This is a genomic window from Bacteroides sp. AM32-11AC (genome assembly GCF_003603515.1).
In the GTDB taxonomy this organism is placed as follows: Bacteria; Bacteroidota; Bacteroidia; order Bacteroidales; family Bacteroidaceae; genus Bacteroides; species Bacteroides uniformis.
The window spans coordinates 306712-330771 of record NZ_QTNH01000002.1; the positions used below are offsets into that span (position 1 = coordinate 306712).

The 24060-nt window shown below is 47.4% G+C and carries 17 protein-coding genes; 11 read left to right on the plus strand and 6 right to left on the minus strand.

Annotated elements, in window-relative coordinates:
- Positions 1–12: 12 nt before the first annotated feature.
- From DW800_RS03255 to DW800_RS03275, 5 genes are all read right to left on the minus strand, one after another.
- On the minus strand, positions 13–1293 hold the full coding sequence (locus DW800_RS03255; protein WP_034522666.1) for a hypothetical protein: 1281 nt from the start codon (positions 1291–1293) through the stop codon (positions 13–15).
- 176 nt (positions 1294–1469) lie between these two features.
- Entirely contained in the window at positions 1470–2597 is a 1128-nt protein-coding gene (locus tag DW800_RS03260) for a glycosyl hydrolase family 18 protein (RefSeq protein WP_016274290.1), read from the minus strand.
- 12 nt (positions 2598–2609) lie between these two features.
- Positions 2610–3545 (minus strand): hypothetical protein, encoded by a 936-nt coding sequence (locus DW800_RS03265; protein WP_016274291.1) that lies wholly within the window; start codon positions 3543–3545, stop codon positions 2610–2612.
- A gap of 27 nt (positions 3546–3572) precedes the next feature.
- Entirely contained in the window at positions 3573–5363 is a 1791-nt protein-coding gene (locus tag DW800_RS03270; RefSeq protein WP_022402014.1) for a RagB/SusD family nutrient uptake outer membrane protein, read from the minus strand.
- Positions 5364–5378: 15 nt separating this feature from the next.
- Positions 5379–8612 (minus strand): SusC/RagA family TonB-linked outer membrane protein, encoded by a 3234-nt coding sequence (locus DW800_RS03275; RefSeq protein WP_057258680.1) that lies wholly within the window; start codon positions 8610–8612, stop codon positions 5379–5381.
- Between the two features lie 622 nt (positions 8613–9234).
- Here DW800_RS03275 and DW800_RS03280 point away from each other — a divergent pair.
- From DW800_RS03280 to queF, 3 genes are all read left to right on the plus strand, one after another.
- Positions 9235–9915: a queuosine precursor transporter gene (locus tag DW800_RS03280; protein ID WP_005831504.1), complete on the plus strand. Its 681-nt coding sequence runs from the start codon at positions 9235–9237 to the stop codon at positions 9913–9915.
- A 112-nt stretch (positions 9916–10027) separates the two neighbouring features.
- Positions 10028–10684, plus strand: a complete 657-nt coding sequence (gene queC / locus DW800_RS03285; RefSeq protein ID WP_119957803.1) for a 7-cyano-7-deazaguanine synthase QueC — start codon at positions 10028–10030, stop codon at positions 10682–10684.
- Between the two features lie 31 nt (positions 10685–10715).
- On the plus strand, positions 10716–11171 hold the full coding sequence (gene queF / locus DW800_RS03290; RefSeq protein ID WP_008664917.1) for a preQ(1) synthase: 456 nt from the start codon (positions 10716–10718) through the stop codon (positions 11169–11171).
- Positions 11172–11526: 355 nt separating this feature from the next.
- Here queF and eno read toward each other — a convergent pair whose 3' ends face one another.
- Entirely contained in the window at positions 11527–12807 is a 1281-nt protein-coding gene (gene eno, locus DW800_RS03295; protein WP_005831501.1) for a phosphopyruvate hydratase, read from the minus strand.
- A gap of 364 nt (positions 12808–13171) precedes the next feature.
- On the opposite strand from eno, the gene DW800_RS03300 reads away from it, so the two are divergent.
- From DW800_RS03300 to DW800_RS03335, 8 genes are all read left to right on the plus strand, one after another.
- Positions 13172–15478 carry a TonB-dependent receptor gene (locus tag DW800_RS03300; RefSeq protein ID WP_227224497.1) on the plus strand — a complete coding sequence of 769 codons (2307 nt, stop codon included), beginning with the start codon at positions 13172–13174 and terminating at the stop codon, positions 15476–15478.
- 43 nt (positions 15479–15521) lie between these two features.
- A complete protein-coding gene (locus DW800_RS03305) occupies positions 15522–16931 on the plus strand; it encodes a DUF4374 domain-containing protein (RefSeq protein ID WP_119957805.1) in 1410 nt (469 codons plus the stop codon).
- Between the two features lie 35 nt (positions 16932–16966).
- On the plus strand, positions 16967–18148 hold the full coding sequence (locus tag DW800_RS03310) for a PepSY-associated TM helix domain-containing protein (protein ID WP_005832435.1): 1182 nt from the start codon (positions 16967–16969) through the stop codon (positions 18146–18148).
- 196 nt (positions 18149–18344) lie between these two features.
- Positions 18345–18935, plus strand: coding sequence for a cytochrome c nitrite reductase small subunit (nrfH, locus tag DW800_RS03315; RefSeq protein WP_005832432.1), 591 nt, complete (start codon positions 18345–18347; stop codon positions 18933–18935).
- 192 nt (positions 18936–19127) lie between these two features.
- The gene (gene nrfA / locus DW800_RS03320) at positions 19128–20609 is read left to right on the plus strand and encodes an ammonia-forming cytochrome c nitrite reductase (protein WP_009038191.1); all 1482 of its coding nucleotides are present in this window, start codon (positions 19128–19130) and stop codon (positions 20607–20609) included.
- A 129-nt stretch (positions 20610–20738) separates the two neighbouring features.
- Positions 20739–21983 (plus strand): cytochrome c biogenesis protein ResB, encoded by a 1245-nt coding sequence (locus DW800_RS03325; RefSeq protein WP_005832426.1) that lies wholly within the window; start codon positions 20739–20741, stop codon positions 21981–21983.
- On the plus strand, positions 21980–22771 hold the full coding sequence (locus tag DW800_RS03330; RefSeq protein ID WP_009038192.1) for a cytochrome c biogenesis protein: 792 nt from the start codon (positions 21980–21982) through the stop codon (positions 22769–22771). Before DW800_RS03325 ends, DW800_RS03330 begins: the two co-directional genes overlap by 4 nt.
- A gap of 7 nt (positions 22772–22778) precedes the next feature.
- A complete protein-coding gene (locus tag DW800_RS03335; protein ID WP_005832422.1) occupies positions 22779–24059 on the plus strand; it encodes an alginate export family protein in 1281 nt (426 codons plus the stop codon).
- The last annotated feature ends 1 nt before the right edge of the window (position 24060 follow it).

The window sequence follows — 24060 nt, forward strand, 5'->3', positions numbered from 1 at the left end:
TTTTATATTGGATTAGAAAGAATACTGTACAAGCAGGTTCATACGGTTGGCATGGTTGGTGGAATTGTCGAAGTTGGTGCGCCAGCCACGCAGATATTCAGCGCCTACCTGCATGTTCGGGGTTACGTTCCAGAATACGTTGGCTACGAAATACTGTCCGTAGCGGTAGGTACTTGGCAGGTCGTTGGGATAACCGTCTTCAGAGTAAAGGCGGGACATGCTGTAAGTGCTTGAAAGGAATACCTTTGGAGAAATGTTATATTGTAGACCTGCATACCAGCCCAGCATGGGCAATGCCTGCATTTTGCCTTCCTTTTCGGGATTGGGGACAATATCGACGTTCAGATTACTGATGTCATTCAGGTATTGCCCGATACCTTTACCATAGTTGATTTGTCCGAATGCCTGCCATTTTTTACCGAGGTTAAAGGTCGTTGAGGCTTGTACACCGTATCCGGTGACGCTGGAAGCCTTGTCCCTTTCCGTGCTGGTATATGTCATGCTGCGGATGATACCTCCTACACGCAGATGACTGCTGCTGTTCCAACTGTATTGTGCCGAAGCTGTGAAGTCCGGCATGCGTTGCTGGGCAATTTCGAATTGGCTGCTTGTTGTGCCGTCAACGGCAGGCGCCTCGATGGAAGCTTGGAAACGAAAGTCTTTCAGCCCTTTATAAGTATATGACAATTGTGTAGCGCGGTAGAACGTGGCACCGTTGGGCCCCTGGAAGTCAATGGTGGAGGGGAGGGCGCCTAAGTCCATGAAACCGCCGTAAGTATATCCCACCGTTATATTTCGGAATGACATATAAGCATTCCGTAGCTGGAATGTTTTGTCTCCTCCTCGGAAATTTCCGGCTGTATAGACTGTGAAGTCACCCAATAGCCGGGTGTGTCCGACTAATTTCAGAAAGATAGTGGCCGTACTGGCATCCATTTGAAATTGATTTTTGATTTTACTACTGCTTGGAATGTTGGCAGGAACAAAGTCAATATCATCCACAATACCTCCAAAATCATACTCGCCGGTGGCACGGACATACCCTCCGATACCCAGGGCGAATTTGCCTTGTTTGTCCATCAATAGGAAGCGGGGAGCTTTCGGGTCATGGATGTAAGGCAATTGTGACTCATTCATGATGCGGATAATCTCGTCGCCCGCTTTGTCGATGGTAACTATGACAATGCCGTTTGGAGCTTCGTCATCGATAATCTCTTTTTTTTGTGCATGGATAGTGGACAAGGGAAGTCCGGCTACGCACAACAGAAACATTGCTTTTAAGATTGTTTTCATTTAAGTTAGGTTTTGATGAATGTGCTTTCAACAACTTAAATGAAAAAAGGTTTTGTAGTCTTGGAGGAGGAAAGGAGGTTATTCCGTCAGTATTCTTGCCTTGAATGAAGATCGTATGCAAAATTACCCTTACCCTAATTTCCGGAATAACCTCCTGAGAATGTGTGTTAAGTTACTTATTTTTTCATGACGGCATTCCACAGCGCTTTGCGTAGAGTTCCCATGGTGTCATCGCCTTCATAATCCCAGAACATCATGCCTTTCATGCCATTTTTTAATATCCATTCACCTTTTGCGGCAATACTGCGGGGATTGTCGTAACCACAGTAGAAACTGCCGTTTTTGGTGACATAGGGGACATTGCCTTCTGTATCCCAATTTTCGATGACATAGCCGTCATCCTTACTCAGGTTGAGAATATCCCGATAATTGATGCTGCCGCCGGCATTGAAATCGGCTCTTCCGTAGAACGGAATTCCCAACACTAATTTGTCGGCAGATACCCCTGCATTCAGGTATTCGTCTACGGAACGCTGGCAGTCCCAGTAATTACTTGGCTTGTTCAATGCTGATTGATGCTGGGGGGCATCAACCAGATCATAGGCCATGATATTGACGAAATCTACATACGGGTCTACGGCCTTTACATCAATATATTTATAGCCTTCGCCTTGGGGACGCTTGTCCATGCAATAACCTGCATAGGTCAATAGGGTGGACTGCCCCAACGCTGCACGCAGGTCTTTCATCAATAGGGTGAAGTTTTCCACATCTACCAACTCGTCATAGGCATTGCTGCCGAAGGTCATACCGGGAAATTCCCAGTCAATGTCAATACCGTCTATGCCCTCACTCGAAACAAAGGCTTTGCAGTCTTGTGCGAATTGCTTGCGCATTTCCGGACTCTTCGCCAGGGCGGAGAAACCTCCGTCCTGGGAATTGTCAGTATTGGAAACGCTATTGGTAAAAGAGAGTAATATCTTCACATGTGGATACTGGCTCTTTATTTTCTTTACCTTATCAAAACGGGATTTATCACCTTGCAGGCCAAACTTTTCATAAATTCCGTTTTTAACATATAATTCTGCAAAAGCGTAGTTTATGTGGGTCAGGTATTTGGCATCGGGTATGGATGTGCCATAATAAGTGACGTAGCCCAATGCAACCCGGCCTGCAACCTGCTCGGCCATTTCGGTCTCGTTGTCTTCATTTCCCGGAGCTGGCAGTCCGGGCATGTAGTCGTCATTGTGACATGCGGCTACTAGAAAGACAGTAGCTATTATAAATAGCAGTTTCCTTTTCATAGAGAGTGCATATTATTCAGAATCGGTTTCTGCTTCAGTCTTGAAATAAGCATACCAGCCGCTGTCGTCCCAATCCACACCACCGCTATACTTGCCGGGATGATAGATTGTGATATAGTTCTCATCCAGTGTCAGCAGCCAAAATTTGTTGCTGCCTACGCTTTGTCCGTTGTCGTCATAATTTCCTCCGATGGTGGGGATACTTGTTATCAGTTCACCCAGTACTCCGTCTTCCGGTTTTTCGTGTGTGAAGGAGAAAGTACCTTCTGCCTTCAGGTTTCCGCTGGCATCATAGGTTTTCATCTTGTTTCCGTCGAATTCGAATACCATGGACTGGTCTCCCGCTTCGGCGGCAGTGACATTGGCCCACCAGGCAAAATTTGATTCGGGAGTATAGCCTGCACTGGTATATTTCCAGCCTCCATGAGCCCCCATATTGCAGACGGACCCCCAGCTGACTTCACGGAATTTCCAGGTCTTCTTGGCAGATTTGTCACTCTTGTCGGTTGCACCGGTGAAGTAAGTGGACCAATCGTCGAATACATTGGTCACAGTCACTACAACCGGATCTGTCTTGATAATCTGATTGGCGGAAATGCCCATATAGTAGATGGAATAGTCCGCATTGGACTCCATGATGACCGTAGCGTTGTCCGTGACCAGAGTCTTACTTTGTTTACTTCCTTCGCCCCCCCATTCTATGTGCCATGAACCGCCAATGTCCGGGCGGGAGTTTTTCAGGGCTATATACTGGTCGCCTTCCACTACTCCGTCTTGGTTGGGGAAGGGTTGGGTAATGGATATGGCGGCTTGTAATGCCTCTTTGGTTATGGGTGTACCGGCATCAGTCACATATTTGTCTCGCAAGTCTTCGTCTTCGATAGGATCGCATGCAGTAACGATGAAGGCTGAAGCAAGCATTGCTATCAATATTTTTGTTACTTTCATATTGTCTTTATTTATAGGTTAATACTCTTACATATTGTTCCAATCCGAGAACTGGGCAGATGCATCCCAGCCTGGATTCTGCTCAAGGACTCCATTGGAGATGTCGATTTCGTCTTGCGGAATGGGCCAGTAGCCTTGGGTTGCTTGTAGGCGTTTCTTATAGTCGAATTTTACCATCGGTACCACCGTAGCGGCATTTATTATATTGAACCCGGTCTGTTTGTTGAGTATATCACCGGCTTCCTCAAGCGAAGGACCCGACCAGCGAAGGATATCCCACCAGCGGATGGACTCGAATGCAAGTTCCCAGCGGCGTTCCTGCTTGATGGCTTCCAGGGAGTAGGCCACCGGAGCCAAGTGGGAGCGGGCACGTACCTTGTTCAGACCCGTAGCGTCTTGTTTCAGCTCGGACTGCATGAGCAGGACGTCGGCAAAACGGATATGAATCAAGTCGGCAATTTGGAGTAGCTGTTGGGATGTCTGCGAAGATATTCCGGGGAACATCTGCTTGCCGAAAGGTTCGATTTTGCCTTCATTGTAGGAATTGATATTGATGTATTTTTTCTGGAAATAGCCGGTTTGTTCATAGTAACGATAGGATACGGTATATTCCGGTTCACCCTCGTCCATGGTGCAGTCCATCAGCACATTGCCGGCAACATTCGGATCAAGTGCTTTGTACGACCATATGGAACCGGTCAGACGGGGATCCTCCTTGTAACCGTCCGTATAGGTCTGCTTGGCGGCCCAGTCTTTCCATTCGTTGACCATAGCCGGAGATACGGGGCCAGCTCCCCAACCGGTGCCGAAGGGATAACTGTCTTTGTTGGAATAGTTGTCGGCAGACGGTGAATAGAATTGCGCGCATGTGTTGGAGAACCAGGTATAGGTCCAGTCGGATTTCAGGTTATGTTTGTTGGCGAATAAAGTTTCGTCGGAACTGTTTCCTTCCCATTTCAGGTTATGGTTGATAACGTATTGGTAACGGAACCCTTCGGTATTGTCTTCGGTAGCATCGTTGGTGTAGGCCCAGATGTTGCGTTGGTCGGACACCAGTTTATGACCGGAGTTGTTTACACAGTCATCTATCCAAGAGATGACCTCCTCTTTGGTAGTTCCGTTGGGGAGTTCGTTTTTTTCGTAGCGTCCGGTATAGAAAAGGAATACACGTGCCATCATGGCTTCGGCAGCATATTTTGTAGCGTGTCCGGTCATGTCTGAGCCTTTCGGATAAATCTTTGCCGGCATCATTTCGATAGCGTTTTTCAAGTCGGCTGCAATCTGGGTGTAGATTTCGTCTACGGATGCACGCGGCAGGTTGGTACTTTCCAGTGTGGTGCGTAAAGGAACTCCGCCAAAGACTTGTGCCAGCTCATAATAAGCCATGGCACGCAGGAAGTAGGACTCACCGAAAAGTCGGTTACGTTCGCTCTCGCTGGACCATGATTTCACATTCTCCATTGTGTTGATGGCATTGTTGGCACGGTTGATAAGGGTGTAGCAACGGTCCCAGATGCCGGCAAATGTATTCAGATTGCCACTGTACATAAGGAAGTTGGTGGCACAGTTGTTGGAGTAGGAGAGGTTGCCTCCCAGACAGTCGTCACCTGCCAACTGGGCAATGTAATACTGGGAAGAGGTTTCAGGACTTTCAAACAACAGATGGGCGTATATGGCCGTCACCATCTCTTGGGCATCCTTTTCTGTCTCCGGGAAGTTGGCGGTTGTCTTTTCGGTCAAAAGTTCCGAATCGAGGAAGTTTTCGCATCCTGAAAGAAGAATCAGTATTGCTGATGCTATGAATAATATCTTTTTCATAATTTCTTCGGTTAATTAGAATTTTACATTTAAGCCTATCATATAGGTACGTGCACTGGGGTAGTAGCCCAGGTCGATGCCTGATGCCCAACCATAATCGTCGCCACCGTAACCGATTTCCGGGTCCATACCGGAATAGCCGGTGAAGGTAAAGAGGTTCTGTGCGGTCAGATATAGGCGCAGCTGTTGTACCGGTAACTTCTTGAATGCTTTCTTGAAGTCGAATCCCACAGTGATGTTCTTTATCTTGAGATAGTCTCCATCTTCGATATAAATGTCTGATACTCTGTTCCAGTTGGAGCTGGAAGCGCTGGACAGTCTCGGGAACTTGTCGGACGTACCTTCGCCGTGCCAGCGTTGGAATATCTCTGCTGTATAGTTATTCAAGGGTGAGGAGGAGAAGTCACGATAACACTTCAGAATCTGCTGGCCGAATGCGCCGTAAGTAGTGATTGAGAAGTCAATGGCCTTCCAGCTGGCATTCAGGGAAAGTCCCATTGTCAGGTCGGGATTCGGGTTACCTATCATAGTACGGTCATTGGCATCGAGCGTACCGCTATTGTCGGTGTCTGCCCAGATTACGTCACCCGGCTGTGTCTTGTCGCCGTTCAGTTTCGGACCTTTGTAGTTGTCTATCTGTTCCTGGTTCTGGAATATGCCGTTACTCTTGTAGCCGTAGAAGTAGCCGATGGGTTTGCCTACTTCAGCACGGAAGCACTCTTCGGCTCCTTCCCACAGAACGCTGCCGCTACCGTGGATGATTCCGTCTTTGTTGGCAATCTTGGTCACTTCATTCTTGTTGTGAGCAAGGGTCAGGTTGGCTCCATATTGGAAATCCTTTCCGATGTTGTCGTTCCAGTGGAGTCCTACTTCAATACCCGTGTTTTTTACATTACCGCCATTGACGGACACTGCATTGGCACCGAAGGAAGAGAGTACCGGAGCCGTAACCAGCCAGTCTCTGGTATTTTTGTTATACCAGTCGAATTCAAAGCCCAGGCGGTTGTTCAAGAAGCGTGCATCGATACCGAAATTCAATTGCTCCTGTGTTTCCCAGGTAAGGTCCGGGTTGGTCAGTCGGTAGGCGTATGAACCGGTACTGATGAGGTCCATGGAGTCGCCGAACGTATAACCGCCATATCCGTTGTTGGAAGTTATCAGTGAAAGATATTGGAAAGTAGATACATTACAGTTACCGTTTTGCCCCCAGGAAGCGCGTAGCTTTAAGAAGTCCAGCCATTTGATTCCTGACATGAAGGACTCGTTGCTGATAACCCATCCTGCGGATACTGAAGGGAAGTATCCCCAGCGGTGTCCGCGGGCAAAAGTGGAGGAACCGTCCGCACGCATGATGACAGAAGCCATGTATTTCTCCTGATAGTTGTAGTTGACACGTCCGAAGAAGGAGGCGATGGAACCTTCCCCGTTAGGCTTGCCAGTCAAGGAGGACACACTGTTGGCGGTCAATGGAACATTGGACAAATAAGCGTGCTTGAAATCATAGAAGTTTGAGCCTATGGCTGAACCGCTCATTTCTTCTCCCATACCCCATTTTTCAATACTCTGACCTACCAGGACGTCGATGTTGTGGTCATCGATATTGAAGATGTAGTTGGCTGTATTGTCCCATGACCAACGGTTATACATAGACATGGATTGGGTAACCTTGTCTTCTGCGTTGTTGAGTGACGCACTCAGATAATCGAATCTCGGCAAATAGGAACGATAACTGGAGGCTCCCATGATGTAACCGAACTGGCTCTTGATACGCAGGTTCTTGATGGGTTGCAGTTCTGCATAGAAGCTGCTCTGCATGTAATGGGACTTGCTTAGGTTCTGGTTCATATAGTAGTCCAGATAAGCTATCGGGTTTTTATTGGCTCCGTTGGAGATATCCCATTTGTAGTTATCCTTTTCCTGGTCTGCATAGAGGTAGTAGCCCCCGTCTGAATTGTAAGGGTGCATCAACGGGCTCATGATGAGCATATTGTGCACTCCGTTCCAATAAATGCCGCCGGTTCCGAATGAACCTTGCGTTTGCGAATATTTGTAGTTGATGGTTTCGCCCACTTTCAGGAAGTCAAGATTGCCTTTTTTCATGACTACGTGGTCCGAGTTGACGCGGAAGTTGTAGCGGTTCATTTCTGGAAATTCGCCGGGAACTCCCATGGTAGCTTCTTGGTTGGTGTATGAAATACCTATGGCATATCTGGAACGGTCTGTTCCTCCGGTGATGTTGACTGCGTGGTTCTGTACCAATGCATCTTCATTCAGCACTTCCTTCAGCCAGTTTGTCCCTTTCCATGTTCCGTTCTGTATGGCCTGCAAATCCCTTTCCGGAATATAGGTCGCCCAGTTGTACGGACTCAATCCGTCCATTACACGGCCTTCATCCTGCATCATCATGTACTCTTGGGCATTGAGGATAGTAGGGATTTTGTAGAGGTTCTGCACACCGACATAGCCATCGTAACTGACTTCGGCAACGCCGGTTTTACCTCGTTTGGTGGTAATCAGGATAACGCCGTTGGCAGCACGCGCACCATAGATGGCGGCAGAAGCGGCATCCTTCAAGACGTCCAAAGATTCAATGTCACTCGGGTTCAGCCCGTCGATGCTACCGTTGGCAACTCCATCTACCACATAAAGCGGGGAGAAGGTTCCGGTAGTACCGATACCGCGGATATTCACCTTAAAGCCCGAACCCAGGAAGCCGTTGTTTTGCGTGATGTTGACACCCGGTGACTGGCTCTGCAAAGCGCCCAGGGCATCCACGGTGTTCAGCTTGGCTATGTCTTCTCCTTTCACTTGTACAGTGGCGCCGGTGACAAGTTTCTTTTTCTGTACACCGTAACCGACAACAACTACTTCATCCAGTAGTTCGGAATCTTCTGTAAGGGTGATTTTCATGTTGGCATCTGCTTTGGCTTCCTGCGTCTTATAACCGATGTAGGAAATGACCAGGGTGGCACCTCTTTTTACGTTTAGCGAGAATTTACCGTATAAGTCGGTGGTAACTCCATTGGTAGTACCTTTTTCCAAGATACTTGCTCCGATGATAGGCTCTCCATTCTGGTCGACAATGATACCGCGGGCTGTTTGTGCCTGCATCTGTTCTGTCACTCCGAATGAATTTTCCGAATAGGTCTCTATTGCCATGATTTTGCTGCTTCCTATAAATAGGGAGGCGATGGCAATTGCTGTGAGGATTTTGTTGTTCGATGTTCCTCGTTTACGATTTTCATTCATAATAGATGTTTTTTGTTTAAGCTAATGGATCTCAAAATAAATAGGTTGAATAGAAGATGACACTAATAGTGTCTTGGGGCTTTCGGGTAAATCATAGGCATTCATTGTTTTTCTAAGGTTACTATATATAATATGGTATATTCTTGGTTAATATCAATGTGCTTTCCAGAGCTTCCGGATTGTTGTTATCAAATATAATCCTAATTTTCATTATTTAAAATATAGAATCGTATGTATTAAAATATGTTGTCCATTATTTTATTTGCTTAAGAAATTTGCGTGAATGAAATCTTGTTTGAGAGCAAACTTGGTTGCATGTTTTTGATTTTGTGCTAAAATCAGTTAATATATTGATTTTTATGCTGTTGGTTTATGCTTTTTAAAACTATTGTAAATAATATTCTTGGTTTGGGAAATCTTATTTAAGTCTCGTTAACTAAATATGCACTGTCTGTAATTACTTCGAATAAAAAAAAGGAGCTTTGTCTTGCTTGGGATTTAGTTAAAATATATGTTGTTTGTTCATTTGCAAAACTTGTTGTACCTTTGCAACCGGATTTAAAATGTATGATGCCGTGAATAGCGGTCGTGTATTCTAGAACACCACGTAAAAAACAGGAGTATGAAACAAAAAGTATCTGTACCTTTTATGTTGCTGGGCATTCTGTTCAATGTATGCTTGATTGCAGCCAATCTTCTTGAGACTAAAGTTATCCAGGTTTTTGGTATTACCGTAACAGCCGGATTGCTGGTCTTCCCGATTTCTTATATTATCAACGATTGCATAGCCGAGGTTTGGGGCTTTCGTAAAGCCCGCCTGATTATCTGGAGCGGTTTTGCCATGAACTTTTTTGTGGTAATGCTGGGACTGATAGCCGTGGCGTTGCCTGCCGCCCCTTTCTGGGATGGTGCCGCGCATTTCAATTTCGTATTTGGAATGGCGCCCCGTATTGTCATAGCCAGTCTGACGGCATTCTTGGTGGGCTCTTTTCTGAATGCCTACGTAATGAGCCGCATGAAACTGGCAAGCAACGGGCGTAATTTCTCCGCACGTGCCATTTGGTCGACGGTGGTTGGTGAGACGGCAGACTCGTTGATTTTCTTTCCGGTTGCGTTCGGAGGAATCATTGCATGGCGGGAGTTGCTGGTGATGATGTGTATCCAGATTCTGCTGAAGTCCATGTACGAGGTATTGATACTGCCTGTGACTATCCGTGTGGTAAAAGCTATTAAGCGGATAGACGGTAGTGATGTCTATGATGAAGGCATCTCCTATAAAGTATGGAAAATAGGCGATATTTAAAGCCCCTTACCCGTAGTGAGGGGAAATCAGTTATTATGTCAAACAAATAATTAGCAATGCCCTCTCTGTTTCCCTCCCTACGGGGGAGGGAAACAGAGAGGCTTTTAACAAGATGAATAGGGACACTGCTTTGGTGGTATTCAGTGGCGGGCAGGACTCGACCACTTGCCTCTTTTGGGCAAAACGTGAATTTAAGAAAGTGTATGCGCTGAGTTTTCTGTATGGACAGAAACATCAGAAGGAAGTGGACTTGGCGAGGGCCATTGCCCGTAAGGCAGGTGTGGAGTTCGAAGTAATGGATGTTTCCTTTATCGGCCGGCTGGGACATAACTCATTGACAGATGCCGACATGGAGATGGACCAGGAGAAGCCGGCAGACAGCTTTCCGAATACTTTTGTGCCGGGACGCAATCTGTTTTTCCTGAGTATAGCCGCCGTCTACGCCCGCGAGCGGGGGATTAATCATATTGTGACGGGGGTGTCGCAGACCGATTTCAGCGGTTATCCCGATTGCCGGGATGCTTTCATCAAGTCGCTTAACGTGACGCTGAACCTGGCTATGGACGAGCAATTCGTACTGCACACACCACTGATGTGGATTGACAAAGCGGAGACCTGGGCGCTGGCAGACGAGCTTGGAGTGCTCGAACTTATACGTCACGAAACGCTGACTTGTTATAACGGTATCCCGGGAGATGGTTGTGGACACTGCCCGGCATGCACGTTGCGCAGAGAAGGATTGGAAAAGTTTTTGGCTTCTACTAAATGAGGCACACTTGTATCACTAAAAATATATGGCTATGACAGAATTGAAAGACCAACTTTCCCTTTTGGGGAGAAAGACAGAATACCGTCAGGACTATGCCCCCGAAGTATTGGAGGCATTTGATAACAAGCATCCCGGCAATGACTACTGGGTGCGTTTCAACTGCCCCGAATTCACCAGCCTCTGTCCCATCACGGGGCAACCGGACTTTGCGGAAATCCGTATTTGCTATATCCCCGATGTCAAGATGGTAGAGAGCAAGAGTTTGAAACTCTACTTGTTCAGCTTCCGCAATCATGGTGCTTTCCACGAGGATTGCGTGAACATCATAATGAAAGACCTCATTCATTTGATGAACCCTAAGTATATTGAGGTGACGGGTATCTTCACCCCGCGCGGAGGCATCTCCATTTATCCGTATGCCAATTACGGACGTCCCGGCACGAAGTTCGAGCAGATGGCAGAGCATCGTTTGATGAACCGTGAATGAGGACTGTTTTTGAAGGCCTCCGTAAATAATAAAGGGAGGCTTTGGGAGCAAATGATTGTTGCGCCGCTATATTTTATATTCTTGCTTACTAAAAACTATTCGTCCGACATATGTTTAATTATCGTCCGATAGCTGTTGGACGATAATTAAACATATGTCGGACGATAATGTAACGACTGTCGGACGAATAGTCTTTAGTCAATGAAACATTAACCTGCTACCATCTTGGAAAGAATCTTTCCTATAGAGGATAGTAGGGGATGACTTTTGCAAAGATATAGACGATTCTTTAATAAAAATAGCGCCTTTTCCCAAAGACGCTATTCCCTCTTTATGACTTATTCACTACAAAGGGTTATTTTATTCTTTTGTAGCCATAGACAGCAAGGTTACCCAGTTCTTCTTCGATGCGCAATAGTTGGTTGTACTTCGCCATGCGGTCGGAGCGGCTCAGAGAACCGGTCTTGATTTGTCCGCTGTTGGTGGCAACGGCAATGTCTGCAATGGTGGCGTCCTCGGTTTCGCCGGAACGGTGAGAAGTCACTGTGGTATAACCGTGGCGGTGTGCCATTTCGATAGCATCCAGCGTTTCACTGAGTGAACCGATTTGATTGACTTTGATAAGGATGGAATTGGCGCAGCCCATGGCAATACCTTTTTCAAGGAATTCCACGTTAGTCACGAACAGGTCGTCGCCAACCAGCTGGCAACGGTTGCCGATGCGTTCGGTCAACTTCTTCCAGCCTTCCCAGTCGTTTTCGCTCATGCCATCCTCGATGGAGTCAATCGGGTAGTTATTAATCAAATCTTCCAAGTAAGCTATTTGTTCGTCGGCAGTACGTTTTTTACCATTTTCGCCTTCAAAGATGGAGTAGTCATAGATACCGTTCTTAAAGAACTCGGATGAGGCACAGTCCATACCGATTTTCACATCCTTGCCCGGTTCGTAGCCGGCAGCCTTGATGGCGCTCATGATGGAGTCCAGCGCATCTTCTGTTCCTGCCAGTGCCGGTGCAAAACCGCCTTCGTCACCTACGGCAGTGCTGAGGCCGCGGTCGTGCAACACTTTTTTCAAGGCGTGGAATACTTCGGCTCCCATGCGCAGGCCTTCACGGAAGGAAGAGGCGCCTACCGGCCGAATCATAAATTCTTGGAAAGCGATAGGAGCGTCGCTGTGTGAACCTCCATTGATGATATTCATCATCGGGACCGGCATTACGTAGGTATTTACTCCACCGATATATCTGTATAAAGGTATATCGAGATAATTGGCAGCGGCTTTGGCTACTGCCAGTGAGACACCCAGAATGGCGTTGGCACCCAGCTTGGATTTGGTAGGCGTGCCGTCCAACTCAAGCATCTTGTGGTCGATGGTACGCTGTTCCAGTGACGACCAGCCAATCAGTGCCGGTGCGATTATCTTGTTGACGTTTTCTACTGCTTTTAGTGTACCTTTACCACCGTAGCGTTGCTTGTCGCCATCGCGAAGTTCCAGCGCTTCGTGCTCGCCGGTAGAAGCACCGGAAGGCACTGCTGCGCGTCCCATAACACCACATTCCAGAATAACGTCCACTTCTACTGTGGGATTGCCGCGTGAATCAAGGATTTCACGGGCTACAATCTTTTCAATTTTCATACTTAAACTTTAATAATTTATTGTCCGTTGTCTTGTTTTAATTTGCAGCAAAGGTCGTACAAAAAGGCATATTGGGCAATACCTATAAATAGGGGTTTTTCATTTCCCGGCTCCTCTTTTTTTAGATTTATTATTGATAATACCCATCAATGGTGATTGCGTAATATGATATATACGATAAATCCACTCCATATAATTACCTACAATAAGCGATTGCACAGCTGGCTGTTAATAATGACCTTTGCACCGGTTTATTAACAACATTATAATTATTATAAAATTGAAAGCATATACACTTAAATTCTCGCTGCTGTTTTTCCTTCTGTTGGCTTCTCTGTCTGTACATGCGCAGAGGAGAGGAGGGATGATTTCGGGTAGAATCATTTCTACGGAAAAAGAAACGGTGGATTTTGCGACTGTTTATCTGAAAGGGACGAGTTATGGAGGAACCACGAATCAGGAAGGCCTCTATCACATCAAGGCGCCTGCCGGCGACTATACGCTGGTGGTGTCTGCCGTAGGTTATACAAAGGTGGAGAAAAAGGTGAAACTGGTCAATGATGAGCGGATGAAGCTGAACATAACCATCGCTCCCGAAACGCAACAGCTGGACGAGGTGACTATCGTTTCTACCGGAGTAAGCCGGGTGAAGAGGTCGGCATTCAATGCTGTGGCAGTCGATACAAAGGAACTCCAGAACACCACGAAGAATCTGAGCGATGCCTTGACCAAGGCTCCGGGCATGAAACTCCGTGAGTCGGGTGGGGTAGGTTCGGACATGCAGTTGATGCTGGACGGTTTTAGCGGAAAGCACGTCAAGGTGTTCATTGACGGTGTGCCGCAGGAAGGTGTGGGAAGCTCCTTCAGCCTGAACAATATTCCGGTGAGCTTTGCCGACCGTATAGAGGTATATAAAGGTGTAGTTCCCGTGGGCTTCGGTACGGATGCCATTGGCGGTGTCATCAATATTGTTACCAACAAGAAACGCCGGAACTGGTTCCTGGATGCTTCTTATTCTTACGGCTCGTTCAATACCCACCGCTCATACGTTAACTTCGGACAGACTTTCAAGAACGGTTTCAGCTATGAAATCAATGCCTTTCAAAACTACTCGGACAACGATTATCATGTAGATGCGCCGGTAAAGGATTTTGAGACGGGCAGTTTCAACGAAAGTGAGAAGGTGCGCGTGAAGCATTTCAATGATACTTACCACAACGAAGCCATTGTGGCCAAAGCGGGTATTGTGGACAAAAGTTGGGCAGACCGGCTGATGTTCGGTTTCACCTATTCGCACATGTACAAGGACATACAGACCGGTGTACGCCAGAAGACAGTCTTCGGAGAAAAGCACCGCTTCGGCCATTCACTAATGCCTTCGATGGAATACAGCAAACGCAACTTGATAATCAAGGGGCTGGATATGGTGTTGACAGCCAACTACAATCGCAATGCCACTACGAATGTGGATACTGCCCGCTATGAATACAACTGGCTTGGTGAGAAACATCCGCTGAACAGTCCCGGCGAACAGTCCCGCCAGTATTCCCGTGCCGATAATGACAATTGGAACGGTACATTGACCTTGAATTACCGCATTGCCAGAGTCCACATGCTGACTTTCAATCATGTGTTGAGTGCATTCCAGCGTGATAATACTTCACTGTTGGCGGTGGAAGAACAGACGGATGCCATTGCCAAGCAGACCCGCAAGAATATCTCCGGTTTGTCATACCGCCTGATGCCTTCCGAAAAGTGGAACTTCTCGGCATTCGGCAAATACTACCGCCAGTATGTGGCAGGACCTATGGCCGAGGATGATACCGGTAGTAATTATGTACGCACCAGCCGTACGGTAGACTCTTGGGGATATGGTGCTGCCGGAACCTACTTCATCCTGCCCGGCTTGCAGGCGAAGCTCTCTTATGAAAAAGCTTACCGCCTGCCCACTATCGAAGAGATGTTTGGTGACGAAGATCTGGAGAGTGGAGACATCGGCATCCGTCCCGAGAAAAGTGACAACATCAACTTGAACCTGAGTTATTCCCGGAGTTTTGGAAAACATTCCGTCTACGTGGAAGGCGGTGTGGTATACCGCAATACGAAGGATTATATCCAGCGTAATATCCAGGACTTGAGCGGAGGAAAAGAAGGGGCCACTTATACCAACTACGGCAAGGTGCTGACGAAGGGATACAATGTATCGGCACGCTATGGCTTCGGACGCTGGCTGAGTGTGGGCGGCAACTTCACGCAGATGAATGTGCGTGACAATGAGAAGATGCAAATCGGCAGTACCGGCAACTCTGTGGAAAATCTCGGTTACAAGGCACGCATTCCCAATGTGCCCTATCAGTTTGCTGATTTTGACGTAAACTTCTATTGGCGCGACCTCTGGAAGAAAGGGAATATACTGTCCGTGACTTACGACAACCAGTACATGCACAGCTTCTCCTACTATTCGCAGGCCATCGGTAGCAAGAACAAGGATTTCATGGTACCCGACCAGTTCTCCCATAACCTGACATTGAGCTATAGTCTGAAGAATGGCCGCTATAATATCTCGTTTGAATGCCGCAACTTCACGAACGAGGATTTGTACGACAATTTCAGTCTTCAGAAAGCCGGGCGTGCGTTCTATGGCAAGGTACGTGTACATTTTGGTGATTAATAAATATAATGGTTTTAATAGGTGTAATTAATAAGAAGAACAAATGAAGAAGAATTATCTTTTGTCCGGCCTCTTTGCAATGGCAATGACCGGAATGGCTTTAATTTCTTGTACAGACACAGACGAACCGGGTTCCGGCTCCGGTTCTGGTTCCGGTTCAAAGGGTAACTATGTGATAGCTGCCACGGCTACAGTTTCAGGTAGCTCCGTTCCTGTCCTGCTGACAGCCGAGTCACTGGAAAGCGGTGAAATTACTGCTGCCGGCAATGGCCTTGTGAACGATGGGGCTACTTACTGGGTGTTCTACGGAAACAAATATCTGTATGCCTTGAACTATCACCAGGGAAATGCAGGCACTACCCAGTCGTTCATTATGAATACAAACGGTGAACTGGAAAAACGTAGCCAGGAGTATAACGTCAATCGTTTCACTACCTACGGCTATTATGACCAATTTATAATGACGACTTCTACCGGCGACGGCCCTACGGAACTGAATGATGCAAATGGATATACTCCCCAATCTTTTTTGATTTCCTATCTGGATGTCGAGAAACAGACTTATACAAAGAACTCGGTAACAAAGGATACTCCATTTCTTGCCGAAAATTTCCTTGAAAATGGTGAATACGTAACACTGGCCGGTATAGAACAAGTGGGCAGTAAGGTTTATGCAGCAGCCATTCCCATGGGGCTTAGCCAGTATGGTTGCATGCAGAAGAACGAAGACGGTAGCTACAAGTGGGTGCTTTCCGGTAATGAGGATTTAATAAAGACAGAATCCGGCGGGCAGGGTAGCGGTGCCTATGAGAAGGACGAATTGCAATGGACCCAGTATCCTAATGAATGCCATATCGCTATCTTTGGTGATCAGACACTGAATTCTCATAAGGTCATCACTACAGACAAAATCAGTTATGCTGCCGGACGTAACCGTTCACAGTACTACCAGATGAACTGGCTTGCCGACGACGGCTATGTATATGTATTTTCTCCGAGCTATGCCAAGACCATGAGTGATTCGCGTCAGCAGACTACATTGCCTGCTGGAGTTGTACGCATCGATACCAAAGCAGAAGAATTTGATGCCGCTTATTACTATAATCTTGAAGAGAAAGCCAATGGCGCCTCTTTCTTGCGGACTTGGTATATTTCAGGTAATTATTTCCTGCTGCTGATGTATGATAAGGCAATTACGGCATCAGACAAGGTTGCCAACCAACTTGCCGTCTTCAATGCCTCCACTGGAGCTTTGACTTATGTGAACGGCCTTCCAAGCGATGTCTCTGGCTTTGGTAATACCCCGTACATGGAAAATGGTAACGCATATGTGGCAGTCACTACCTCTTCCGGCTATCCTGCCATCTATAAGGTAGACCCTGCCAATGCAACAGCTACCAAAGGGCTGGTGGTCAATGCAACCCAACTGAACGGTGTAGGTAAACTGGAATAAAGGTTCTGATATGAAATGAATAAGAGAACATACTTATGAAGAAAATTTTCAGTAAGATACATTTATGGCTTTCAGTCCCCTTCGGACTGTTGATTACCCTTATCTGCTTCTCCGGTGCCATGCTGGTATTCGAGACGGAAGTGATGGAGCTTTGCCGCCGCGACCTCTACTATGTAGAAAAAGCCGGACCGGCACCGCTTCCCATGAGCCGGTTGGCCGAAAAAGTAGCCGCTACTTTGCCGGATAGTGTCTCTGTGACGGGTATCACTGCATCGTCCAATCCGGAACGTGCCTGGCAGGTGAATCTTTCCAAACCTCGTCGTGCCTCCGTCTATGTGGACCAGTACACGGGTGAGGTGAAGGGCCGGTATGAGCGTGCGCCGTTTTTCATGACCATGTTCCGCCTGCACCGCTGGCTGTTGGACAGCATGAAGCCCGATGGAAGTATCTTCTGGGGGAAAATGATTGTGGGCACTGCCACACTGATGCTTGTCTTTGTGCTGCTGTCAGGCGTTGTCATCTGGTGGCCCCGTACAAAAAAGGCTTTAAAGAACAGTCTGAAGATTGTTGCCGGTAAAGGTTGGCGCCGGTTCTGGTACGACCTGCATGTGGCAGGCGGCATGTACACGCTGATTTTTCTGTTGGCGATGGCACTTACGGGACTGACATGGTCTTTCTCCTGGTATCGCACCGGCTTCTACAAAGTTTTTGGAGTGGAAACCATGCAAGGGGGTGGAGGACATGGTGCTCAGGCACAAACTGCTGCCCACGGAGGAGATAGGGCTCAAGGCAGGTCTGGTGGCGAGAATCGTGAAAGAAAGCCTTTCTCTCCTTTTGCAAACTGGCAGAAGGTTTACGAAGAACTGAAGGAGCTTAGTCCTGATTATAAACAGATAACCGTATCGCGTGGCTCTGCTACAGTCTCCTTCAATCGGTTGGGCAACCGTCGTGCTGCCGACCGCTATACGTTCAATCCCCGTAATGGTGAAATCACCGGGACTACCTTATATAAGGATGCCGACACTTCCGGGAAAATCCGTGGCTGGATATACTCCGTCCATGTAGGCAGTTGGGGAGGATGGGCCACCCGCATCTTGAGCTTTCTGGCCGCTTTGATTGGCGCAAGCCTGCCGTTGACGGGCTATTATCTTTGGATTCGAAGATTGGTCCGGAAGAGTGGCAGAAAAGTGAATGTTCAATTAAAGAAAGCAGCTTAAAAAAAGCAGGCAGTTTTATAAAAGGATGAAGATGTCCACAAGATGCGCAGGCGTGCGTGTTTTGTGGACATCTTCATATAGGTATGCGTGAGAATGAATGCTTTATTAAAAATACCGAAAAATAAATGGAAAAATGTAATCATGATTACACTTTTTTAGATTGTAACTGCCTATTTTTGCTGAAAATATTCATTTTATGGCGAAGTTACCAATCATAAGTAAACTATTTCCATCCTACAGGTGGAAAGTAACGGCACTCATTGTTTGCGGTGTCCTCGTCGGCAGCGGAGGCTTGTTTATGTATCTTCTCCGGGCGCACACTTATCTGGGAGATGACCCTGCGGCATGTGTCAACTGCCACATCATGGCTCCCTATTATGCAACCTGGATGCACAGCTCCCACAGCCGGGATGCCACTTGCAACGATTGCCATGTCCCTCATGAGAATATGGTAAAGAAATGGATGTTTAAGGGAATGGACGGCATGAAGCACGTAGGTGCCTTTCTCACTAAAAGCGAACCGCAGGCCATCCAAGCCGAGGAAGCCAGTGCGCAGGTCATTATGAATAATTGCATCCGTTGCCATACGCAACTGACCAACGAGTTTGTGGATGTCGGCAGGATAGACTACATGATGACCCTCATCGGCGACGGAAAGGCATGCTGGGACTGCCACCGTGATGTGCCTCATGGTGGAATGAACAGCCTCTCGTCCACGCCCGCTGCACTGGTACCCTATCCGGAATCTCCCGTACCGGAGTGGTTGCAGAAACTGATAAAGGAATAATGACAACTCAAGTTTCGCAAGTTCAAGAACTTGCTTTCAGTGAACAAGTACACAAGGCTTTTCCTTGTAATCACTTTAAAAAGCAAGATATAGACAAAGGGCTGTTTATCCCTCCTTGTAGCCTTGTCAATTTGTTCACTGAAAGCAGGTCAAAGACATGAGAAACTTGAATAACAATAAATCTTCATATATATGGAAAAGAGATTAAAATCATGGCAAGGATGGCTGTTGTTCGGTGGTTCAATGGTCGTTGTATTTGTCTTGGGTCTATGCGTTTCTGCCTTGATGGAGCGCAGGGCCGAGCTGGCAAGTGTATTCAATAACCGCAAAACTGTGATTGAAGGAATTGAGGCACGCAACGAAGTCTTCAAGAGTGACTTTCCACGTGAGTATCAGACGTGGACTGAAACCGCCAAGACCGACTTCCAGAGTGAATTCAATGGAAATGTGGCTGTGGATGTATTGGAACAGCGTCCCGAAATGGTGATACTTTGGGCTGGATATGCCTTCTCCAAAGACTATTCCACTCCGCGCGGACACATGCATGCCATCGAGGATATTACGGCAACCCTGCGTACCGGTGCGCCTGCCACTGATGCAGATGGTCCGCAACCGTCCACTTGCTGGACTTGCAAGAGTCCCGATGTCCCCCGTATGATGGAAGCCATCGGTGTGGATGCTTTCTATAATAATAAGTGGGGCGCTTTGGGTGGTGAAATTGTAAATCCGATTGGTTGTGCGGACTGCCACGAACCGGAAAATATGAATCTGCATATCAGCCGTCCGGCTCTGATAGAAGCTTTTGAACGTCAGGGCAAGGATATTACCGAGGCCACTCCGCAGGAGATGCGCTCGCTGGTATGTGCACAGTGCCACGTGGAATATTACTTCAAGGGTGACGGCAAGTACCTGACTTTCCCCTGGGACAAAGGTTTTACGGTGGAAGACATGGAAGCCTATTATGATGAGGCCGGTTTCTACGACTATATACATAAGTTGAGCCGTACCCCCATCCTGAAAGCGCAACACCCCGATTTTGAAATAGCCCGGATGGGCATTCACGGTCAGCGTGGCGTATCGTGTGCGGACTGCCACATGCCCTATAAGAGTGAAGGTGGCGTGAAGTTCAGCGACCACCATATACAAAGTCCGTTGGCTATGATAGACCGTACCTGCCAAACCTGCCATCGCGAAAGTGAGGAGACTTTGCGCAACAATGTCTACGAACGCCAGCGCAAGGCCAATGAAATCCGCAACCGCCTTGAACAGGAACTTGCCAAAGCTCATATCGAAGCTAAATTTGCCTGGGACAAGGGAGCTACGGAAGAGCAGATGAAAGAAGTGCTGGCACTGATTCGCCAGGCGCAATGGCGTTGGGACTTCGGTGTGGCATCTCACGGAGGTGCTTTCCATGCACCACAGGAAATCCAGCGTGTCTTGTCTCACGGCTTGGATAGAGCTATGCAGGCGCGTTTGGCTGTCTCCAAAGTGCTGGCAAAGCATGGATATACGGACAATGTTCCCATGCCGGATATCTCTACCAAAGACAAGGCGCAGGAATATATCGGCCTCGATATGGATGCCGAAAGAGCTGCAAAGGACAAATTCTTGAAGACTACCGTACCGGCTTGGTTGGAAAAAGCCAAAGCCAACAACCGGTTAGCACTAAAATAAATTTATTTACGATTGGACGATTTACGATGTACGATTGGGATTACTCCCCGATATGTACATCCCGGATTGACTCTATCAACAATCTAACTCCAATCGTACATCGTACATCGTCAAATCGTAAATCAGAAGATGTGGAAGAAACCGTGGAGGTATAAGGAAGGTTTTATCTGTGGGGCAGGACTGTTCGTCACGGGCTTGCTGTTGCAGTGGAGCGTTGGAGATATTCGTTGGGGCTTGTTTGCGTGGCCGGTCAATGTCATCGTTCTGGTGTTGTTCCTGCTATTGTTGGCATGCATGCATGGATTTCGTAGACGGGTGTACTGTTTCGGATGGCTCAGTCATTATACGGCTGCAGTTTCTTCCCTGGTATGTGTGGCGGTTGTCACTGTCGTTATGGGATTGGTGCGGCAGGTTCCTTCTACCCAGCCTTCGGCAGATGTCATCGGCTTTTCGAAGATGCTTTCTTTCTGGCCGTTCGTGTTGCTTTATATCTGGCTGGTTACTGTCTTGGGACTGACCATTCTCCGTGTATGTATTCCTTTAAAATTGCGTAAGATTCCTTTTCTGCTGAATCATGTCGGCTTGTTTGTCGCCCTCTTGACGGCAACGCTGGGCAATGCAGATATGCAACGACTGAGAATGATTACCCAATTGGGCAAGACTGAATGGCGTGCCACGAATGAGGATGGCAAGCTGACGGAGCTTCCGCTTGCCATTGAACTGAAAGAATTCACCATACATGAATACCCTCCCAAGCTGATGCTGATAAATAATGAGACCGGGCAGGCACTGCCGAAGGATGTGCCGGAACATTTGCTGTTGGAAGAGAAGGTAGAACGGGGGAGGTTGCTGGATTGGGACATCTCTATCCTTCAATCCATTCCGATGGCTGCCTCTGTAGCTGCGGAAGATACCTTGAAGTTTACCGAATTCCATTCGATGGGAGCTACCTATGCTGTTTATCTGAAGGCGGTGAATGCTACCTCCGGACAGTCGAAGGAGGGATGGGTGAGTTGCGGTAGTTTCATGTTTCCTTATAAGGCATTGCGCTTGTCGGAACAGACCAGTCTGGTGATGCCCGAACGTGAGCCGCAGCGATTTGTTTCTGCTGTAACGGTTTATACGCAGTCAGGAGAGGTAGTGGAAGACACAATCGAAGTGAACCGTCCTTTGAAGATATTCGGATGGAACATTTATCAATTAAGCTATGACGAAACGAAAGGACGGTGGAGTGATGTCAGTGTTTTTGAACTGGTACGCGATCCCTGGCTTCCGGCTGTATATGCCGGCATCATAATGATGGTGCTGGGGGCAGTCTGCTTGTTTGTCAATGCACCGAAAGGAACAGAAGAAAGAAAGGAGGAGACGGTATGAGTTGGGATTATTTTGCTCTGTTTGCCATTGTCGCTTTACTTTTCTGGGGATTGGGAGCTTTCGCTGCATGGCGTGGTAAACGTCCGGTAGTGGTATACACTTTGACTTGTCTGGGCTTGGCTGTCTTTTTCAGCTTCATTGTCGGCATGTGGATTTCTTTGGAGCGTCCTCCGATGCGGACGATGGGGGAGACGCGTTTGTGGTATTCATTCTTTCTTCCATTGGCAGGAATCATCACTTACAGTCGTTGGAGGTACAAATGGATTCTCGGTTTCAGTTCCGTCTTGTCCTTGGTGTTTGTCTGCATCAATATTTTTAGGCCCGAAATACACAACAAGACGTTGATGCCCGCTTTGCAGAGTCCGTGGTTCACTCCTCATGTCATTGTCTATATGTTTGCCTATGCCATGCTGGGTGCCGCTACGGTGATGGCTGTCTACCTGCTGTGGTTCAAGAAAAAAGGAATTGAACGGCATGAGATGGCTTTGTGCGATAATCTGACTTATGTAGGACTTGCCTTCATGACACTGGGTATGCTGTCCGGTGCTGTCTGGGCGAAAGCTGCTTGGGGACACTATTGGGCATGGGATCCCAAGGAGACTTGGGCGGCGGCTACCTGGTTCTCCTATCTGGCATATATCCATTTCCGATTGGGATGCCCCGCGGCCTATCGTAAGGCACTGTTTGGCTTGCTTGTATCTTTTCTGTTGTTGCAAATGTGTTGGTATGGCATCAATTACTTGCCCTCGGCACAAGGAGTGAGTGTACATACGTATAACTTAAATTAAAATACTTATGAAAACAGTTTATTTGGCATTAGGCTTATTGCTGTTGCCCGGAATGTTGTGGGCACAAGGTTCGGAGAAAGAGAACGAATTCACCATGTCGATGCAAATCAGACCCCGTGCAGAATACCGTAACGGAGCACAGTTACCACGTTTCGAGGGAGACAAGGCTGCTTCATTTATCAACAACCGTGCACGTCTTTCCATGGAGTATAAACGTTCGGATTTGAGTATGAAGATTTCGGCCCAACATGTAGGCGTATGGGGGCAGGACCCGCAGATAGACACTAACGGGCGTTTCATTATGAACGAAGCATGGGCAAAACTCAACTTTGGTGCCGGTTTCTTTGCACAACTGGGGCGCCAGACCTTGTCTTATGACGACGAACGTATTTTGGGAGGGCTGGACTGGAATGTGGCCGGTCGCTATCACGATGCATTGAAGTTGGGCTATGCCAAGAATGCCCACCAACTGCATTTCATTCTTGCCTTCAACCAGAACAAGGAAAAGGCAAAAGGCGGTACCTATTATTATGACGGTGCACAACCTTATAAGAATATGCAGACCCTTTGGTATCATTATGCGGCGCAAACCCCCAACCTTGATGTCTCTTTGTTATTCATGAATCTGGGCCTGGAAACCGGTGATGCAGAAACAGAAACTTCCCATACCCGCTATTTGCAGACGTTCGGTACTTACGTGACTTATCAGCCGGAATCGGGAAATTGGCTACCTGTGCAGGCTGCTTTCTATTATCAGACCGGAAAGAACAAGAATGCGCAGAGTGTATCTGCCTTTATGGTAAGCGTGAAGGCTGCCTATGCCATAGACAAGCAATGGAGTGTGAGCTTGGGTTATGATTATCTGAGTGGCAGTGACGGGAAAGGTGACAAGTTCAAAGCATTCGATCCTCTTTACGGAACACATCATAAGTTCTATGGAGCGATGGACTATTTCTATGCTTCTGCTTGGCAGGGAGTAGCTCCCGGTTTGCAGGATGCCCAGTTGGGTGTCAACTTCAAGACATCCAAGCAGGTGAGTATGCAACTGAATTATCACTATTTTGCTACTGCTGCCAAGCTGGATGATGTAAAAAAGGGATTGGGTTCGGAGATGGACTATCAGCTTGACTGGAATGTGATGAAGGACGTGAAGCTTTCTGCCGGTTACTCCATTATGCGGGGTACGAAGTCTATGGACGTGGTGAAAGGCGGCGACCATAAACGCTGGCAGGATTGGGGCTGGGTATCTGTCAACATCAATCCGAGAATCTTGTTTGTAAAATGGTAGT

Coding starts and splice junctions, on each gene's coding strand:
- DW800_RS03255 (WP_034522666.1), bottom strand. CDS start 1,293: ATGAAAACAATCTTAAAAGCAATGTTTCTGTTGTGCGTAGCCGGACTT.
- DW800_RS03260 (WP_016274290.1), bottom strand. CDS start 2,597: ATGAAAAGGAAACTGCTATTTATAATAGCTACTGTCTTTCTAGTAGCC.
- DW800_RS03265 (WP_016274291.1), bottom strand. CDS start 3,545: ATGAAAGTAACAAAAATATTGATAGCAATGCTTGCTTCAGCCTTCATC.
- DW800_RS03270 (WP_022402014.1), bottom strand. CDS start 5,363: ATGAAAAAGATATTATTCATAGCATCAGCAATACTGATTCTTCTTTCA.
- DW800_RS03275 (WP_057258680.1), bottom strand. CDS start 8,612: ATGAATGAAAATCGTAAACGAGGAACATCGAACAACAAAATCCTCACA.
- DW800_RS03280 (WP_005831504.1), top strand. CDS start 9,235: ATGAAACAAAAAGTATCTGTACCTTTTATGTTGCTGGGCATTCTGTTC.
- queC (WP_119957803.1), top strand. CDS start 10,028: ATGAATAGGGACACTGCTTTGGTGGTATTCAGTGGCGGGCAGGACTCG.
- queF (WP_008664917.1), top strand. CDS start 10,716: ATGACAGAATTGAAAGACCAACTTTCCCTTTTGGGGAGAAAGACAGAA.
- eno (WP_005831501.1), bottom strand. CDS start 12,807: ATGAAAATTGAAAAGATTGTAGCCCGTGAAATCCTTGATTCACGCGGC.
- DW800_RS03300 (WP_227224497.1), top strand. CDS start 13,172: ATGATTTCGGGTAGAATCATTTCTACGGAAAAAGAAACGGTGGATTTT.
- DW800_RS03305 (WP_119957805.1), top strand. CDS start 15,522: ATGAAGAAGAATTATCTTTTGTCCGGCCTCTTTGCAATGGCAATGACC.
- DW800_RS03310 (WP_005832435.1), top strand. CDS start 16,967: ATGAAGAAAATTTTCAGTAAGATACATTTATGGCTTTCAGTCCCCTTC.
- nrfH (WP_005832432.1), top strand. CDS start 18,345: ATGGCGAAGTTACCAATCATAAGTAAACTATTTCCATCCTACAGGTGG.
- nrfA (WP_009038191.1), top strand. CDS start 19,128: ATGGAAAAGAGATTAAAATCATGGCAAGGATGGCTGTTGTTCGGTGGT.
- DW800_RS03325 (WP_005832426.1), top strand. CDS start 20,739: ATGTGGAAGAAACCGTGGAGGTATAAGGAAGGTTTTATCTGTGGGGCA.
- DW800_RS03330 (WP_009038192.1), top strand. CDS start 21,980: ATGAGTTGGGATTATTTTGCTCTGTTTGCCATTGTCGCTTTACTTTTC.
- DW800_RS03335 (WP_005832422.1), top strand. CDS start 22,779: ATGAAAACAGTTTATTTGGCATTAGGCTTATTGCTGTTGCCCGGAATG.